The sequence below is a fragment of the Paraburkholderia sp. Clong3 genome (genome assembly GCF_050436485.1).
Lineage (GTDB): Bacteria > Pseudomonadota > Gammaproteobacteria > Burkholderiales > Burkholderiaceae > Paraburkholderia > Paraburkholderia tuberum.
This window is the reverse complement of sequence record NZ_JBNDMH010000004.1, coordinates 485,681-501,886: the sequence shown is the minus strand read 5'-3', so window position 1 is coordinate 501,886 and position 16,206 is coordinate 485,681. Positions and strand designations below refer to the sequence as shown.

At 61.9% G+C, this 16,206-nt stretch carries 14 protein-coding genes and 6 pseudogenes; 5 read left to right on the top strand and 15 right to left on the bottom strand.

The window, feature by feature from the left end; translation table 11 throughout:
• Nucleotides 1-92: 92 nt before the first annotated feature.
• The 10 genes and pseudogenes from OKW30_RS40625 to OKW30_RS40580 form a co-directional block, all read right to left on the bottom strand.
• Nucleotides 93-695, bottom strand: a complete 603-nt coding sequence (locus OKW30_RS40625) for a hypothetical protein (protein WP_429349570.1) — start codon at nt 693-695, stop codon at nt 93-95.
• Nucleotides 682-1,695: an NAD-dependent epimerase/dehydratase family protein gene (locus OKW30_RS40620; RefSeq protein ID WP_429349569.1), complete on the bottom strand. Its 1,014-nt coding sequence runs from the start codon at nt 1,693-1,695 to the stop codon at nt 682-684. Before OKW30_RS40620 ends, OKW30_RS40625 begins: the two co-directional genes overlap by 14 nt.
• A complete protein-coding gene (locus OKW30_RS40615) occupies nt 1,692-2,348 on the bottom strand; it encodes a 2OG-Fe(II) oxygenase family protein (protein WP_429349568.1) in 657 nt (218 codons plus the stop codon). Before OKW30_RS40615 ends, OKW30_RS40620 begins: the two co-directional genes overlap by 4 nt.
• Nucleotides 2,345-3,097 carry an SDR family NAD(P)-dependent oxidoreductase gene (locus OKW30_RS40610; RefSeq protein WP_429349567.1) on the bottom strand — a complete coding sequence of 251 codons (753 nt, stop codon included), beginning with the start codon at nt 3,095-3,097 and terminating at the stop codon, nt 2,345-2,347. The genes OKW30_RS40615 and OKW30_RS40610 overlap by 4 nt, the downstream gene beginning before the upstream one ends.
• On the bottom strand, nt 3,094-4,470 hold the full coding sequence (locus tag OKW30_RS40605; protein ID WP_429349566.1) for a hypothetical protein: 1,377 nt from the start codon (nt 4,468-4,470) through the stop codon (nt 3,094-3,096). The genes OKW30_RS40610 and OKW30_RS40605 overlap by 4 nt, the downstream gene beginning before the upstream one ends.
• Entirely contained in the window at nt 4,467-5,621 is a 1,155-nt protein-coding gene (locus OKW30_RS40600) for an aminotransferase class I/II-fold pyridoxal phosphate-dependent enzyme (protein ID WP_429349565.1), read from the bottom strand. The genes OKW30_RS40605 and OKW30_RS40600 overlap by 4 nt, the downstream gene beginning before the upstream one ends.
• Nucleotides 5,614-6,876, bottom strand: coding sequence for a B12-binding domain-containing radical SAM protein (locus OKW30_RS40595; RefSeq protein ID WP_429349634.1), 1,263 nt, complete (start codon nt 6,874-6,876; stop codon nt 5,614-5,616). Before OKW30_RS40595 ends, OKW30_RS40600 begins: the two co-directional genes overlap by 8 nt.
• Before the next feature lie 62 nt (nt 6,877-6,938).
• A complete protein-coding gene (locus tag OKW30_RS40590) occupies nt 6,939-8,423 on the bottom strand; it encodes a tyrosine-protein phosphatase (RefSeq protein WP_429349564.1) in 1,485 nt (494 codons plus the stop codon).
• Nucleotides 8,424-8,670: 247 nt separating this feature from the next.
• Nucleotides 8,671-8,935 (bottom strand): annotated as a pseudogene (locus OKW30_RS40585) (IS6 family transposase); the annotation flags it as partial.
• Between the two features lie 52 nt (nt 8,936-8,987).
• A pseudogene (locus tag OKW30_RS40580) lies at nt 8,988-9,569 on the bottom strand (IS6 family transposase); the annotation flags it as partial.
• Between the two features lie 240 nt (nt 9,570-9,809).
• Between OKW30_RS40580 and OKW30_RS40575 the strand changes: the two are divergent.
• Both OKW30_RS40575 and OKW30_RS40570 read left to right on the top strand, forming a co-directional pair.
• The gene (locus tag OKW30_RS40575) at nt 9,810-10,904 is read left to right on the top strand and encodes an IS630 family transposase (protein WP_429349633.1); all 1,095 of its coding nucleotides are present in this window, start codon (nt 9,810-9,812) and stop codon (nt 10,902-10,904) included.
• Nucleotides 10,901-11,143: a DUF6429 family protein gene (locus OKW30_RS40570; RefSeq protein ID WP_187620085.1), complete on the top strand. Its 243-nt coding sequence runs from the start codon at nt 10,901-10,903 to the stop codon at nt 11,141-11,143. Before OKW30_RS40575 ends, OKW30_RS40570 begins: the two co-directional genes overlap by 4 nt.
• A gap of 148 nt (nt 11,144-11,291) precedes the next feature.
• Here the strand turns inward: OKW30_RS40570 and OKW30_RS40565 are convergent, their stop codons facing one another.
• Together OKW30_RS40565 and OKW30_RS40560 are read right to left on the bottom strand one after the other, a co-directional pair.
• Entirely contained in the window at nt 11,292-12,311 is a 1,020-nt protein-coding gene (locus OKW30_RS40565) for an IS110 family transposase (protein WP_429349563.1), read from the bottom strand.
• Nucleotides 12,312-12,440: 129 nt separating this feature from the next.
• Nucleotides 12,441-12,563 (bottom strand): annotated as a pseudogene (locus OKW30_RS40560) (IS6 family transposase); the annotation flags it as partial.
• 116 nt (nt 12,564-12,679) lie between these two features.
• On the opposite strand from OKW30_RS40560, the pseudogene OKW30_RS40555 reads away from it, so the two are divergent.
• Nucleotides 12,680-12,892 (top strand): annotated as a pseudogene (locus OKW30_RS40555) (transposase); the annotation flags it as partial.
• A 105-nt stretch (nt 12,893-12,997) separates the two neighbouring features.
• Here the strand turns inward: OKW30_RS40555 and OKW30_RS40550 are convergent.
• The gene (locus OKW30_RS40550) at nt 12,998-14,245 is read right to left on the bottom strand and encodes an ISL3 family transposase (RefSeq protein ID WP_429349562.1); all 1,248 of its coding nucleotides are present in this window, start codon (nt 14,243-14,245) and stop codon (nt 12,998-13,000) included.
• Between OKW30_RS40550 and OKW30_RS40545 the strand changes: the two genes are divergently transcribed.
• Nucleotides 14,244-14,675, top strand: coding sequence for a hypothetical protein (locus OKW30_RS40545; protein WP_090807251.1), 432 nt, complete (start codon nt 14,244-14,246; stop codon nt 14,673-14,675). The two genes, OKW30_RS40550 and OKW30_RS40545, sit on opposite strands and share 2 nt — an antisense overlap.
• A 45-nt stretch (nt 14,676-14,720) precedes the next feature.
• Nucleotides 14,721-14,855 (top strand): annotated as a pseudogene (locus tag OKW30_RS40540) (IS110 family transposase); the annotation flags it as partial.
• Nucleotides 14,856-15,188: 333 nt separating this feature from the next.
• On the opposite strand, the pseudogene OKW30_RS40535 reads toward OKW30_RS40540, so the two are convergent.
• Both OKW30_RS40535 and OKW30_RS40530 read right to left on the bottom strand, forming a co-directional pair.
• Nucleotides 15,189-15,449: pseudogene (locus OKW30_RS40535) on the bottom strand (transposase); the annotation flags it as partial.
• A 449-nt stretch (nt 15,450-15,898) separates the two neighbouring features.
• Nucleotides 15,899-16,189, bottom strand: a complete 291-nt coding sequence (locus OKW30_RS40530; protein ID WP_429349561.1) for a hypothetical protein — start codon at nt 16,187-16,189, stop codon at nt 15,899-15,901.
• Between the last annotated feature and the right edge of the window lie 17 nt (nt 16,190-16,206).

Genomic DNA, 16,206 nt, shown 5'->3' with positions numbered 1-16,206 from the left:
GATCGGCAACCTGACAAAGCCGTCTGCCGGCGCGGCGAGCCAACTGATGCATTCCCGTTTCCCAGGCACGCGGACGAGCGGTTGGCTTGCCGTCATTGGACCGCCCCGGTCGCGGCAAGAAATGCGGCACCCTCCGTCGTGCCGCGCAATACGACGAGACGCAAGTCAGGCGTCGCGGCGATTTCGGCCAGCATGCCAGGCAGGGTGTCGCGGCGAAAACCCAGGATCAGCCGGCAGAAGCGCCAATCGGGAAGCGCTGGCCGCCTGGCGCCAGCTTGCGCAGCCACGGCACACGGCAAGCTGGCGCGCTCGCCAAACGCCCGCCGCATGCCTCGCAGCAGTGCCCGTAGCGCACAGCGCCACGGCGCGAGATCGAGCAATACCACCGTGTCGGCCCGTGCCAGACGAGACGCGAGGCAGCGACTGTAGTTGCCGTCGATGATCCACGCGTTCCCGGCAGCGGCGGCATCGAGGCTCGCGAGGAACGCCGGTTCGGGCGGCCGGCGCCATCCGGGTTGCCAGTACAGATCATCGAGGTTGACGTGCGGCAGGCTCAACGCCACGGCCAGTCGCCGGGACAATGTGGTCTTGCCGCTGCCTGGCGAGCCGAGCACGACAATGCGCCGCGCGCCGCGCTCAACACTGCCGTCGTCCGATGCGAGCCGCCGCCCCGACGAGGCACTATCCGGAAGCAAGTGCAAATCGCGACCAGTCATAGCGCTGCTGCAATGTGAGGTTGTCGTAGGCCGGGTTCGTCTCCGGATCGACGAGCTGGCCGCTCCGGATCCCGGCAATCACTTCCGATGCGGCGTCGACGAAATGGGAGTGCGGCCGAAAACCCAGCGCCTGCTCCAGGCGGCGCGACGAAATACGGTAGGAGCGCGCGTCGTCGGCGTTGTTGTCGTCAGCCTCGAGCGCCACGTCCGCGCCGATGTGCGCAGCAAGAGCCAACGCCGAATCGGCCAAGGTCAGATTGCCATAAGCAGCATTGAACGCGCGCCCCGACACCGCTTCGCGCGGCGCTCGCAACAGCAACGCATACACGGCGACCAGGTCGGATAGCGCGACGAATGGGCGATAACTCGCGCCCCGACGCACGACGATGCGACGCTTCAGATAACCGTCGACGGCGAACCGGTTGAACGTCAGGTCGAGCCGTTGCCGGGGAGCGTAGCCGCAGACGGTCGTGGCCCGCAGGCTCACTGAGCAAAACCCGGGCTGCGCCGCGGCAAAGAGTCTTTTTTCGCACTCGGCCTTGTGCATTGCATAGGCCGTCAGCGGAGTCAGAGGATGCCCCTCGTCGGCCATCTCGCCGTACCCGGCTGCGGTGCCGTAGACACTGCATGACGACGCCAGGATCAGGCGATCGACGCCGTTCGCCAGCGCGGCTTCCAGCACCGTTTCGAAACCGCGCAGGTTGACCGCGGTAGCCACGGCCGGGTCGAGACGGAATTGCGGATCATTGGACAGAAACGCGAGATGGATCACGCTCTGCTGTTCGCGCATGGCCATCTCCACGTGCCGGCTATCGCGGATATCCCCTTCGATGACACGCAATCGCCGATGATCCGGCAGCATGTTCGGGCCGAAAATTAGCGCGTCGTAGACCGTGACTGCGTGGCCCTCGGCCAGCAGCACGGGAGTCAGCCGGCTGCCGACATAGCCGCAGCCTCCCGTCACCAGAATCCGCATCATGTCTGCTCCCTGAGCGTTCGCCAGGTCTCGATCTGCAGCGTCAGCCGCGGCCCCCTAGCGGCGGGCGTCACCGCGTTCACCCCATGCCAGGATGCGGCGCCCGGCACCAGCAGCATGCCGTTGCCGGCCTGCGGCAGGAGACGATCGAACGCCTCGAACCGGCCATCGGACCAACGCCGGTAAAGACACAGCTCGCCGCCACATTCAGGCTCCCAAGCGTGACTGAAATACAGCACGTTCGTGGCGGCCTTGATCAGGTGATCGGTGTGAATGGAGATGTAGTTGCCGTCGGTGAACACGAAGAAGCCGACGTCGATCGCGCAGTCGTCGAGACGCTCGCCGACCATCTCGCCGACCAGGGCGCGGTAGCCGGGGCCGGCGAGCTCGGAGATAAACGCTTGCCAGGCCGGGCTGAGTTCGTCGCACGATGGCAACCGGCGATTCTTGTCCACCGCTTTGCGGACGAGAAAGCTGTAGGTCTTGCTGCCCCCTGCCCGGCGCAAGCTGCGCACGAAGCCGTCAGTGGGGAATTCTTCGGTGAGCCGGCGGCCCACGGCGGGCCGGAGCGGATCGCGCCACAGCGCGAAACGAAACGGCCCGGCCGCGAGCGGCGCCCCCTGCACCACGTCGAGATCGAGAAAGTCGCCGATCATACCGATCCTCTTGGCGCGGCGCCGTCTAGCACTTCCGGGCAACGCGGTCCGTACTCGATCAGCGGCGGGCTGCCCACGACTGCCGGCTTGGGCCGCATGATCTGGATTTCCCGATACGGTCCGCGCTGCTCCGCCACGCTGTCCCACACGAATCGCGCGACCATCGCCGGGTCTAGGAAGCCGCTGAGGTCCTGCGGCATCTTTTCCCAGAAGGTCGGCACATTGAGGCCGCCGGGGTTGACCACGGTTACGCGGGCACCCGGCCGGTCGCGCGCCAGTTCGACGGCGAGGTTGCGGGTGAAAGCGGTCTGCGCGGCCTTGAGGCCGCAATACAGCGCCTCGTCCTCACGCAGCCGCCACGACGAAACCGAGCCGATCGTCACGAGATGGAACGGCTCGAGCCGGTGGCGCAGGAAGCGGTGCAGGAAATGCACCGGACCGCGAAAGTGCAGATCGGTGTGCAAATCGATATCGTCCGGATCGGTGTGTTCGAGGGGCGCCTTGTGGAAGGCTCCGGCAATCCAGAGCACGTAGGCGACCGGCTGGTCGGGCAATGGCACCTGCATCACGCTATCGCGCGATTGCAGATCGAGGCGATGCAGCGTCGCCCCATGCGGTGCCTCGGTAATGGCGTTGGGATTGCCGACGCTGCGGCCATAGATAATCGGCGAGATCTGGCGCCGCGCGCCTTCACGGGCCAGTTCCAGCCCGAGCCCCTTGGTGGCCCCCAGCAAAAGTGCGGATGTCATGGCGCCGCCTCCGTGGTCGCCACCAAAGACCCGGTACGCGACGGCAGTTCGTCGATGCTGGCGCCCATGCCGCGCAACACCGCCAGCAAGTTGGGATAGCCGCGCCCCAGGTGCTGGACGTTGCGCACGAAGGTCCCGCCCGGCACCGTGAGGGCGGCCAGCACCAGTACGGCGGCCGCGCGCAGATCGCTGGCGGCAACGGTTTGTCCGCCCACATCCAGCGACGACGGCAGGATCGTGACGCTGCGGCCCTCTTCGACGATGCGCGCACCGAGACGGCACAGTTCACTGGCATACGAGAAGCGTGCTTTCCAGACGAACTCACGAATGCGCGCGGGACGGTCTCCGCGCAGCAGCATCAAGGCGAAGAATGGCTGATGGTCGGAATAAATGCCGACGCTGGTCACGTCGATGTCGCATGAGTGCAGTCGCTCGACAGGATGAATCACCAGCGTATCTTCGCTCCAATCGAGCCGTACTCCCATGACGTCGAGTAGCGCGAGTTCGGCAGCGAGCCCGTTGCGCAGACGCGCGCCAGTCAGCCCGGTCAGCGTGAGCGGCAAGCGGCAGTGCTGGGCCAGCGCGACATAGGTCATTACCTCGCTAACGCACGACACCACATGATGGCGCAGAGGCTGTCCGCCAGCGGCACCGGAAGCGGCAGGACGGATCACTATGTCCTTGCCCTCGAAACGCACGCCTAAACCAGCCTGCTCGAGAAAGGCCAGCAGTTCCAATACATCGGGCTTGGGGTAGTAGTGGCGGATCCGGGTTTCGCCGCCATGCGCACAGGCGCCGGCAAGCATCGCGGTCTTGGTCGCCCCCGAGACCAGCGGCCCCGTGAGAAGGTCGGCGCGCTCCGAGTACGCCATGCAATCGATCTCGCAGGCGACGAGCCTGTCGGCCTCGCCATCGATCGTGTGCCCGTGCTGACGGAAGCGCGCGCCAAATCGTTCCAGCACCGACATCATATGATGTAATGGCCGTTGCGGCCCCGAACCGCTGCCATCCAGCGCGCAGCCGCCGCTCTCGCCGAGCCGCACATGGCCGAACCGCCCGAGCAGCGCTGGCAGCAGATAGAGCACCCCATGGGCGCGTTTGCTCAACGACTCGGGAATCTCGCCAGGCCAGAAGTCGCGCGTGTCCAGCTGCAGGACGCCGTTGTCCCACGTCGCGATGCCGCCACCGTCGCGAATAATCTGGCTCAACACCATCACGTCTTCGATGTCGGGCACGTTGCTTAGCATGACCGGGCGGGCGAGCGCGATGGCGAGCGCGATCAGTCCGACCGTGGCGTGCTTGTAGCCGCCGACCGTCAGCTCGATCGGACGCAGTTCGGCCGGCGTGATGAGCAGGTCCAAGGGAGCATTCATCGGATGGACTCCATGGTGGCGGCGAACGCGCGCATCCCGGCGAGCACGGAGACCATGACTTCGCGGTCGCCGAGCGTCATCCGCAGGCAGGCGCGCAAGCCGACGGGGCCGTCCGGGAAGTGCTTGACGATAATGCGGCGCGCTGCCAGATGAGCGGCCAGCGCGTCGGCGACAGCGGCTGAACCGGTATCGAATAACAGGAAATTGGCCGCCGAGGGTGGGCTTCGCCAGGCGGGGAACAAGCGTGCCACCTCTGCCGCCACCTCGGCGCGGACGATCTCCATCCGGTCGCGCTGGGCCGCTACCTCGTCGGCATGAGCGAAGCAATACGAAAGGCAGCCGGCCGCCATCGCGCTGACCGCATTGACACCGCACCAGCGCCGCAGATAAGCCGCGAGCGGCTCGTCAGCGATCGTCAGCCCGAGCCGTAGTCCGGCCATGCCACAGCATTTCGAGAAACTGCGCACGATCATCGCGCCGCGATAGCGCTCAAGCAGCGATCGATGCGAAATGGTAGCAAACGGCGCATAGGCCTCGTCGATCACCAGCAGATGATTGCCTTGCGCGCACAGATCGCACAACCGCTCCATCTCGGGCAGCGGAATCGCGCTTCCGGTGAAACCGTTAGGGTTGGTAACGACGACGACGGACGGCGCCCGCCCGGCCAGCAGCGGCCGGGCGAGATCCACGATGTTTTCGTCCCAGTGATCCGCGGGATGGCGCAGCCCGGTCAGCTCGCAGCCGGCCAGGGCGGCGTAATAGCGATAGTTGGGGTAGTTCGGCTCCTGCACGACCATGCTCCCGCACGCCCGGCCGAAGAGACCCGCGATCGCGCGGATGGTGCTGTCCGAGCCGGCGTCCATCACCAGCCCCGCGGCAGGCAGGCCGTAAAACGAGGCCGTCTCGCGAAGCAGGGTCGGCCAGTCCGGATAGCGCGTCGCGCAAGTCTCCGGCGCCTGGTTTAGATAACGGCGAAACAGCGCCCGCAGTCCGGCAAGATCGCTCTCGTTGCTCGACAGATTAACGACCCCGCGATAATCGGTCTTGTCCTTGACCGGCAGCTGCGCGAGTGCCGGGACGATAAACGCAGCGGGGTCGAACCGGGCGTCGGACGCCCCCGCGCTGCGGGAAGCGGCGGCATGGCTAGGCACCGGAGGCCTCCCGGCGTCGAGGGATGGCTTGCATGACCTGGGTCGGTTCCGTGTCGCGACCGAAGAACAGTCGATAGTACGCCGCCCGCTCTGCGCCGCCGGGATGGTCGCCGACGAACAGTTGGCGGTTGAAGCCCGCCGCCGTCTCGCGGTCCATGTCGGCGGTCATGACGTAATACGGCGTGTAAATCGACGTCCGCAGGCGCGCGCCCGCCTCGCCGACGGTCTGCGCCGTTGCCTGCACGCCGGCCAGCGAGTCACCCGGCAAACCGAGGATGACAAAACAATTGAGTTCCATCCCGGCTTCGCGGCACCACGCGGCGAGGGCATCGAACTCGGCTCGCTGCGTCTGCTTGAGCTTTGGCAAGCCGGGCAACGCGGCAGGTTCGAGCGTCTCAAGTCCGATGCTGATGCGCACGCAGCCGGCTGCCGCCATCAGTTCCACCATCTCGCGGTCAACATGGCGCAGCGTGGTGACGCACTTCCACGGCCACGGACTGCCTTCGGCGATCATCGCGTCGCACAGGTCGCGAAGCCAGCTCGCCTTGAGCGTAAATGTCGGCGCGTAGAAGCTGACGTACTCGAAGGGTTTGCGGCGGAAGGTATCGCGGATATAGGCAAGCGTGCGCGCCACCGTCAGCCGCCGTTCGCCGGCGCCCTGCAACGCCGGCACGTCGCAGAACGCGCAGCCCACGGGGCAGCCGCGCGCCACGGGCACGACCAGTTCGAGCCGCTCGGGAATGCCGCAGAACTTGTTCAGATCGTCGAGATAGAGGCGGTCGTAGGCGTCGTGGGGAATCTCCATGACGTCGGGCAACACCCATTCCTCGGCCGGCAGGCGCGTGCCCGGGCCGGGCGTGGCAAAGGAGCGGTCCGCGCGGCGCACCGACACGCCGCTCACGGACTCCCGGGGATGCGTTACGGTCAATTGTTCAACGTAAGCGAGCGCCGCCGCCTCCGGGTCGCCGCTGGCGTGAATGGCGTCGAGATCGAAGCGTTCGAACAACCCCGGCAAGTGAGCGCTCAGGCGGCCGACTGTCAGAATCCGCGCTGGCGGACTCAACGCGCGGATGTAAGCGATCGTGCGCTCGAAGCTATCGATGCCGTCGAAGTCGTTCATCAGGACGACGAGATCGTAGCGAGCGATCAGCACCTCGCCGAGCGCCCGCCACGTGCAGTTGAGCGCCGCGCCGTCGAAGCATGTTATCGACGCGCCCTTGACCCGCTCGCGCAGGAATGCGCCGGTCATGAACACCGACAAATGATGTCCGGCATTGAAATAGCTCGGCACATACGGTGGAATCAGGCAGAGAATCTTCACGCGACGCCTCCTGCATACGGCGCGACGCGATACCGGTCGCGCAGCATGTGCTGAAGCGCCGGCCGCACACCGCAATGCTTTAGATAGCCGTCCAGGCCACCATAAACCTCGCCCAGCCTAAGCATTATCTGGTGCATCGTCTCTCCTTTGCAAGCAAGGCGGACCGCGTAGTCTCCGCGCGTCTCGCCCTTGCGTTCCCATTGATCCCGGAAACGATCGAGGTGCGGCGCCAGGCAGCCCCCGCTTCGTTCATGATCGCGCGCGATGATGTCGGCGCCGGCCCCGCACACATGCAGCAACAGCATGGAAACGAGGCCGGTGCGGTCCTTCCCGGCATGGCAACCGAACAGGAACGGCGCACCGCCCGACGCCGCAAAGCAGGAGAACAGATCGGGAACACACGGCTTCATGTCTTCGAGGACCGTGCAGTAATAGTCGGCATATTCACGCACTCCGGGGTGGCGCCCGCCGATGGCCGAGCGGTCGTTCATCACGATCGGCAACGGCACGACGGCAATACCGGCAGCCTCGAGGGCATCGGCGTCGCCATAACGACGCCGTTCGTCTTCGCTGCGCAGATCGATGTAATTGCGGATGCCAAACCGGTCGCGCAGCAAACGCGCGCCCTGCCGATCGATGGCCGTCACGTCGCCCGTACGGTAGATACCGGCGCAGATCCCCGCACGCTCAGCCAGCGGACGAAGATTGACGCCGATGCCGCACAGCACCCGTTGCCATGTCGGATCGATTGCGGCGGACCTGCACCGCTTGGAAAACGCGGTGCAGGCCGCTAGGCGCGGCGGTCGATCGCCATTCATGCCGGGCTGCGCCGAGACTTCACGAACGGGGAGATCCTGTTCGCTCGTGCCCGGACGGTAGAAATGCACGGTGATAGTGTTGCGGGAGTCCGGCGCATCCGGGCTGATCGCCGTGATGTTGTGCCACGAATCGTCCGAGCGCGGAATCACCACGGACAGACCCAGCCGCGGCAAGATTTCGAATGCCACGTCGTTCTCGTTCTTCGACGCGAGCACCTGGAAAACCCCGCCGTCCTGCTTGGTCCATCCCTGATTGAGATAGATCACATGGGTCAGCAGTTTGGACTCCTGGTCGTCGTGCGCAGCGAACTGGGTGCCCGCGTCGGAACGCCACATTGTGGCTTCCATCGGCGCATTGCTCAGGTCGACGCCGGTCGCCTGCGATGACGCGCTTCGGTAAGCCCCGCTGGTCAGATCGGACGCCAACTCCCGGTAGGCGCCGGACAGTTCCTCGCCGCGAAAAGCTTCGTTCGTGCCGAACGCAATCAGCAGGCGGCGCATGTAGCGCCCGTTGAGGTGGTGCTGGTAGCGAAACGAGTCGACCGGAAAGTCGTCGCACATTTGCGTGGCCTGCCCATCGGCAGGCAACACCCCGTCGACGCCCCCCCAACGGAAGGGGAAGTCGAGCATCTTGGCATTCGAGACCGCATCTGTGTTGAGCATAGCATCCCTTCGCAAAGCGGATGAGTCGATTGAATGGGCAGATCCACACGCTGAAGCGCGAGCGCAACAACGTATGACAAAAATTAAAAACTGGAAATGCGAAAAGCGTATGTATTTTAGACACTTGCCTCCGGCCAGACGACTCTAAAAAGTCGTCCCTGAACAATTCGTTTTGTCGGCGATCAACTCACGCGGCTTTGTCAGGTTGCCGATCACCGAACAAATCGTGTGCAGGCGATGCAATGGCTCAGAAAACAGCAGACGGATTCTGGGAGAGACCGGTGAAAAGACGCCAGGCTTCAAACCGGGTCGCGAGCTGCTTTCGATAAAGCGAAGCGCGCAGCAGATGAGGCTTGAGCGCGAAGTGTTGCCGGATCGGACCGAAGCACGACAGGAACGCCTGCGTGCGCCCGGGCAGGCGGAAACCACGCATACGTCGCTCGCGTTCACGCGTGGGCTGATCTGTTCTCTGCACGGTTGTTGACGCGGGCGGCCGCCTTGACGAACACATGCGGCTTTGTCGCAGTAAGGATCAAAGAGCGAGATCGATATGCGAAGTACTGCTTATATTGCGAGCTCGTAGAATTGATCAGCGGCGGACGGATGGGTTCCGCGATCACATTTCATCTGTCCTTTGGCGATCATGTGCATAATCTCAATGCCGGCCAGAAGGATCCGGGCACAGCGAAAGGTCTTGAACCCCAGCGTGGGCCGCGTTCGTCGCTTGATCGCCCGATGATCCTGCTCAACCAGGTTATTGAGATATTTGGACTGGCGGATCCTGATGGGCGCTTCACAATCGGCATTGATCGCTTCGAGCGCGGCGAGATTGGCGCTGCTTTTGTCGATGGTTACCGTCTCGGGTACACCGTTCTGGGCGATCGATTTCTCAAAGTAACGCCGGGCCGCAGTCTTGTCCCGATGGGCGCGTAGCAGAAAGTCAATGGTGTTGCCGTCCTTGTCGACGGCCCGGTAAAGATACCGCCATTCCCCCTTGACGCGGATGTACGTCTCGTCCATCCGCCAGTTCTTACCCACCGGCCGCTTGCGGCGGCGAAACACTTTCTCCAGCACCGGCAACAGCTTGATGGCCCAGCGGTGCACAGTCGAATGATCGACCGAAACGCCGCGCTCAGCCATCATGTCTATATGAACGCCTCCCGTTTGCGACGGTTTTTCGTGTGCTCAGACGACGACAGGATGGGTTGCAGCTCTATATCCGGGCTTGTTGCAGCCTGATACGCTGCGGCCCACTATGAAATCCGCTGACCCGCACCTCATTCTTCAAACGAGCTCGGAGCTCTAGTGTCGTGAGTTAAAAATTCATTGAAATATGTTCACTGCGTACTAAAGTGTCTTGTGTAGCACTGGTATGAGGACGTGGCGATGAGCGGAAGACCTAAGGCGGAGCTTGTGCTGAGCGAATCGGAGCACGAACAGCTTAAGGCGTTGACGATGCGACGCAAGACAGCGCAGGCGTTGGCTTTGCGAGCGCGCATCGTGCTGGCCTGTGCCGATGGCATGGACAACCGGATGGTCGCAAAGGCACAGCGTGTAAGTCAGCAGACTGTTTGCAAGTGGCGCGCGCGCTTCGTTGCAGACCGTCTGGATGGATTGCTCGACGCGCCGCGCCCGGGCGCGCCCCGAACGATCGATGATTCGCGCGTCGACGCAGTGATCGCGAAGACGCTCGAGTCTGTCCCTGCGGTGGCCACGCACTGGAGCACGCGTACGATGGCGCGCGAGATGAACCTCTCGCAAACGGCAGTGACCCGGATCTGGCGAGCTTTCGGGTTGCAGCCGCACCGGCAGGAGACCTTCAAACTTTCCAGCGATCCGCTGTTTGTCGACAAGGTTCGCGATATCGTCGGGCTTTACCTCGATCCGCCGCTCAAGGCCATGGTGTTGTGCGTGGACGAGAAGAGCCAGATCCAGGCGCTGGACCGCACGCAGCCCATCCTGCCGTTGGCACCGGGCATTCCCGAGCGGCGCACCCATGATTACATGCGTCACGGCACGACCACGCTGTTCGCGGCATTGGACATCGCCACCGGTAAAGTGATCGGGGAGTTGCACCGACGCCATCGCAGCAGCGAATTTCTGCTGTTCCTGCGCACGATCGAAGCCAACGTTCCGCGGTCGCTGGATGTGCATCTGGTGATGGATAATTACGGCACGCATAAGACGCCCTCGATCAAGGCGTGGTTCGCTCGCCATCCTCGCTTCCATGTTCATTTCACGCCGACCTCGGCGTCGTGGCTCAATCAGGTTGAACGATGGTTCGCCACGCTCACAGAGAAGTACCTTCGACGCGGCACGCATCGTTCGACCCGCCAACTCGAAGACGCCATCCGCCATTACCTTGAAGGCTACAACGCAAATCCCCATCCCTTCGCCTGGAGCAAGTCGGCCGATGAGATCCTGACCAGCCTTGAACGGTTTTGCGTGCGGGTCCAGAAGGTCGAAGGACGCGCGCGATGAACATCAATACCGACGCGATCGACGAAGTCGCCCTCGCACTTCTTTACCTGACCCTGCACGATCACAACCGGGCATGGAAGGGCTTCGACTGGGATGTGCTGAATCGGCTCTACGAACGAGGCCTCATTGGCGACCCGGTTAATAAAACGAAGTCTGTCATCTTCACCGAAGAAGGATTACGTGAGTCCGAGCGGCTCTTTAAGCAGCACTTCGTCATCGCTGACAGTACAGGACATTAATACAACGAACTTCCAACTCACGACACTAGAGATGATTCAGGTTTAACGAGTCCCGGTCCGACCTGTGTTGTCATCACATACGATTGCCAGCGCAACCTTTCGACGTGTCATTCTGTAAAAGTTGATCTTCCTGCGTGCCGCTCACCATTCAGACCGGCTTCACGCTCACGTAACCCTCTTCATACGGCCTGTCATGTGCCAGGATCGCCCAAATCATCCGGGCAGTCTTGTTGGCCTGCGCCACGATCGCCACATTCAGTGGTCGCCGCTTTTTGAGCTGCTCAATCCATGGCCCCGGCTCTTTCGCGTGGAAGAGCACACTGCGCGCGCCGTGAATCAACAACGTGCGCAGATACGTGTCACCACGCCTGCTGATCCCCTGGAGCTGGACCTTGCCACCGGATCCTGTCTGCGCTGGCACCAATCCGATCCAGGCCGCGAACTCGCGCCCCGACCGGAATGTCTTCGCGTCGCCCATCGTTGCGACCGCCGCCGTCGCCGTTAGCAGACCGACGCCCGGTATTGCAGCGATCGCCTTGCACGCCTTGTCCTCTTTCATCCACGTCTGCAGACGTCGTTCGATCTGGGCAATCTGTTTATCCAGTTCAGCCAGGCCGCTCCACTGTTCGCGCAGCGTGTCGATCAGGATCGTCGGCAAACGATCCACCAGCCGTTCCAGCACACCCGGAATCGCCTTGTCCAGCGCAGGCCGGCCCTTGCCCATCACTTCGCCGTACTCGGTCAGCAGGCCGCGCAGACTATTCGTCTGCATCGTGCGGAACTTCACCAGTTGCTCTCGCATCCGGTGCAGTCCCAGTACCGCTTGCTGCGTTTCCGTCTTCACCGCGACCGATTTGCCCGGCTGCTGCACCGCCATCCAGATCGCACGCGCATCGGCCGCATCATTCTTGTTGCCCATCACGAATGCCTTCACGAACTTCCCTGGCATCAGCTTCACCTGATGGCCCATCGCCGTGAGCTTGCGCGCCCAGTGCTGCGAGCCGCCGCAGGCTTCCATCCCGATCAGGCACGGCGACTGGTTCACAAAGTGCTCGAGAAACGCCACACGCTTGACCGGTTTGTTCACGATCTCGCCCGTTTCCGCGTCGATGTAATGGAGCTGCATCACGCTCTTTGCAATGTCCACACCTACTGTCGTAAACTTCATGTCGGACCCTCCGGTTGCCTGTGAAGATCTGCATGATCTCCCACCTTGGGCACTTTGATGCCGTTGGCCCGTGAGGGTCCACCTTCCTTCTTCGCTTCCACCGCTCACGGGTGGGAGGCGTTCATATCATTCTTCAAGGTGCCGTAGGCTCAGCGAATAGGCCACGTACCAGCGCACGCAAGTCAGAATCACGTCGAGCGGATAATGCAGGCGTTTGAGCACTCCGGCCACCGCCGGATTCATCGTCTTCATCGAGCTTTCAGTCGTTCATGTCGTTCCGCATATCATAGCGGACCGGCCTTACTGCAACAGAACCGCGCCTCACGCAGTCGCTGCGCGCCCATGCCGAATCCTGGCGGTGGTTGCCGATGGTCAAAGGCCTGATGACCCTACGTAGTATCGACTTCATCTCCGCGCTTACCATCGTCGCCGAGTTGGGCGACTTGCGCCGCTTTCCGCATCCGCGCGAATTCATGGGCTACCTGGGACTTGTGCCGTCAGAACGTTCCAGCGGAAACTCGAAGCAAAGAGGCAGGCTGACCAGGACGGGCAACACGCACGTGCGCAGGATACTTGTCGAGGCAGCATGGAATTACCGGTTGCCGGCGAGAATCGGTGAATCGCTCCAGCCTCGGCTGGAAGGACAACCTCGGCACATCATCGACATCGCCTGGAAAGCGGGTTCGTCAGTAGAAACTATGGGTGCATGGAGGCTCGGGAAGTTTTCCAAGTGCATGATAAAGCGCGATTTCTGTCGCCCTGAAGGTTCGGAAGCCGTACGCTTTTCTCATGGTCACTTTCGCTTTGTTGTTCAATCCCTCGACCACCCCGCTGGAGAACTGTTTTCTTGCCCGGAAATAGTTGAGGATCAGCTCCCGGTGGGAGCGCACCGTGCGGGCAAACTTCTTTATTGGTTCGATGCGTGAACGCATGACGTCGGTGCACCATTGATCAAGGAATTTGCCCGCCCACGTGGGGGAGCTATAGTCCCAGAGTTGCTGGAACTCTTCCTTGAGCAACCACGCGCGTACGGTGCGCAGATTGTATTGAAGGACGTCTTTGAGGCGGGTGCGTTGCTTGCCGGTGAGATTCTCGCGGCGCTTGAGCAGGCACCAACGCGATTTCTTCAGCACCGGCTCGTAACCATCGCGAGTCATGCGCCGGGCCTCGTCCGCACGAACTTCGTCGATCGCCTGGTTCATCTTCGCGACGATGTGGAAGCGATCGAGGATATTCAGTGCATTGGGGCAATGACGCTCAATCATTTCGAGATAAGGCTTCCACATGTCCGAACACACGAATTCAACCTTCTCACACAGCTCCTGTCCGATCATGGCAAAGAACTTCGCAAAGCTTTCCTTCGTGCGCTCCTGTCCGACCCAGAGCAGTCGCGTGCACCCGGCCTCGATCTGGTAGACGAGCGTGAGGTAATTGTGTCCTTTCCCATACTGGATCTCATCGACACCGAAAGCGCTGATCGTTCCGAGTTCCCGGTGATCCAGCCCCCACTCGACAACCCATTGCACTGCGTTGAAGACCTTCTCCCAACTGGTTCGAAAGCTGAGTGCGGTTTCTTTCCAGGACAACTTGCGAGCCCATTGCGCCAGGAAGATCATGTAAGCGCGGGTGAGCGTGTGCTTGCCATTGGCCCACGGCAAAGCTTCGACCTTCACGCCACAGGTACGACAATCGACGCGCCGCATGGTATAGAGCAGATACACGGCAAAGCCCCAGACGGGGATAAACTCGAAGCGGCGCTGCGTGAGCGAGTCGTAACCCCGCGCAGGCTGGTTACAGCATGAGCAAATCGGCTTCGAACCCTTGCGCGGCCGAACGTCGATCTCGATGGATTGGGTTGCCTCGCACAGCCGTGCACCTTCATATACAAAGCCGGGAAAATGATGACAGGCGTTAAGCAGACGGGTCAGCAACATGGTAAGAAAGCTCAGAACCGGCAAGGACAAAGCCGCCATTGTCACCGAACAGCAAGCGCTCGCGCTGTACGTCCCAGATCTGCATAACTGGCCTGCGTCGTGGCGAGTCGACGATGAGGATATTTCGACTGGACGGGAAATCGTTGCCATACTCACGCCTTTCCTTGAGCATCTCCTGACCTTGGGATACGCACGCAAGACATTGCTTCGGCACCGCGATCACATTTGGATGCTCGGCGGCGAAATGATTCGACGCCGCCATGAAAATCCTGATCGCCTTGCCATCCCGGCGGAAACCCTCCTGGACGAACTCATCGAAGAAGATGGCGGCCCCCTCATATGGCCAGCTATCTCCGAGTCAGAACAGGATTCCTTTGATGCAACATGTCGCAAGCTCTATCAGTATCGGAATCGAGCTTCACCTGGCTAGCCGCGCACAATAATTCACCCACAGATTCCGCCGACGATCCGGAAAGCGCAGCTTCGGCTCTGCCACAGATTCCGCCGCCTTCGGGCACGAGGCGTTCACCAGAACAAAACGTGTGCTGCAATCGCGCGTGAACTATGCGGATTCATCTGGGACATTGGAACGCGACTGCAGCCAGCCTGAACATTTCGGTCATTTGTTGTCCACGTCATTTCAGTAAGGAGCCGCCATAGCAAGACTTCTATCTTCCACCTGATCGGTAACGCGGCATCGGGCGCGATGTGGGGAACCCTCGAGATTTTTTTGTGAGCACGCGACTGCGTGATCTCCGTTTCTAAGAGCGAGGCAGCCCCGTGACGGAAAGATGAAATGCGGTAACCAGCCCGCGGATATGAGCTTGATCCATCGTCGATAAACAGCCCGTGTGCCGCGTTACCAATCAGGTCGGATACGTTGATGTTCGAGATCGCGGCAGCGAGGGGCGCGCTCGTTCTGCTTGCAAAATTAGGCCATATGAAAATCATTCTCCAGCGTCAACTGCCCGATCTTCGCGTGCAGTACCTTCACGTCAATTAGCGGTGCCGCCGGCGCCGCGCTGCCCACGTCGAACACATCGGCAACCCGCTCCTGCAGTTGCTTCTTCCAGTCCGTGATCTGGTTCGGATGGACATCAAACTGCTGGGCCAGCTCTGCCAGCGTCTTGTCGCCCTTGAGCGCCGCCAAGGCTACCTTTGCCTTGAACGCCGGTGAGTGTGTCCGTCGGTTTCGTTTCGTCATCTTCTGGTTCCTTGTTGCCGGCCATTATGGCCCGACTCACGCCCCAGCTTTTCCACTCAACCAACTGTCCGAATTCCTGAAGCCACCTCTCGCTGAACCCAGCGCACGAGCTTTCGATCGAGATACCGACTCAACTCATGCGCAAGAAACGCCAGAATTCTCGTCAGATCGTTGGGCAACCGATTCTCGGCGAGCACGCGGTCTTTTTCGTCGATCACACCCACTAGGCGGAAGTTCCGCCCATCTCGCAGTGTCGTTGACGGCGGTAAGCCCCTGTGGGGCCTCATGAATTACCCGGGCGAAGGTCTTTTTTATTTTAATTTGTAGTCACTAAAATATTTGAAGTTATGTGATTTTCTCCTATATTTAACCGTATTCCAGCGCGAACCGGAACTGCCCACGTCGTCACCACGACCCGCGAGTACAAGGGGCAGGTCTATCGCACGCACCTACTGCGGCGCAGCTACCGCGAGGGCGGCACTGTCAGGAACGAGACGCTGGGCAATCTCTCGCACCTGCCCGAGCCGCTGATCGAGATCATCCGTCGCTCGCTGCAGGGCGAGACCTTCGTGCCTCTGGCGCAGGCCTTCGAGATCACGCGCTCGCGCCCGCACGGCCATGTGCAGGCCGTGGTCACGGCGATGCAGCGCCTGGGGCTCGCCTCGTTGATTGCCTCCCAGTCCTGTCGCGAACGCGACCTGGTGCTGGCCATGATCGCCTCGCGCATCGTGGCGCCCCATACGAAGCTTGCCACCAC

Bases quoted from the DNA above. Each gene is read 5' to 3' on its own strand.
- OKW30_RS40615 (WP_429349568.1), bottom strand. From the start codon at position 2,348: ATGATCGGCGACTTTCTCGATCTCGACGTGGTGCAGGGGGCGCCGCTC.
- OKW30_RS40570 (WP_187620085.1), top strand. From the start codon at position 10,901: ATGAACATCAATACCGACGCGATCGACGAAGTCGCCCTCGCACTTCTT.
- OKW30_RS40610 (WP_429349567.1), bottom strand. From the start codon at position 3,097: ATGACATCCGCACTTTTGCTGGGGGCCACCAAGGGGCTCGGGCTGGAA.
- OKW30_RS40590 (WP_429349564.1), bottom strand. From the start codon at position 8,423: ATGCTCAACACAGATGCGGTCTCGAATGCCAAGATGCTCGACTTCCCC.
- OKW30_RS40550 (WP_429349562.1), bottom strand. From the start codon at position 14,245: ATGTTGCTGACCCGTCTGCTTAACGCCTGTCATCATTTTCCCGGCTTT.
- OKW30_RS40565 (WP_429349563.1), bottom strand. From the start codon at position 12,311: ATGAAGTTTACGACAGTAGGTGTGGACATTGCAAAGAGCGTGATGCAG.
- OKW30_RS40530 (WP_429349561.1), bottom strand. From the start codon at position 16,189: ATGGGGCGCCACGATGCGCGAGGCGATCATGGCCAGCACCAGGTCGCG.
- OKW30_RS40620 (WP_429349569.1), bottom strand. From the start codon at position 1,695: ATGATGCGGATTCTGGTGACGGGAGGCTGCGGCTATGTCGGCAGCCGG.
- OKW30_RS40605 (WP_429349566.1), bottom strand. From the start codon at position 4,470: ATGAATGCTCCCTTGGACCTGCTCATCACGCCGGCCGAACTGCGTCCG.
- OKW30_RS40545 (WP_090807251.1), top strand. From the start codon at position 14,244: ATGGTAAGAAAGCTCAGAACCGGCAAGGACAAAGCCGCCATTGTCACC.
- OKW30_RS40575 (WP_429349633.1), top strand. From the start codon at position 9,810: ATGAGCGGAAGACCTAAGGCGGAGCTTGTGCTGAGCGAATCGGAGCAC.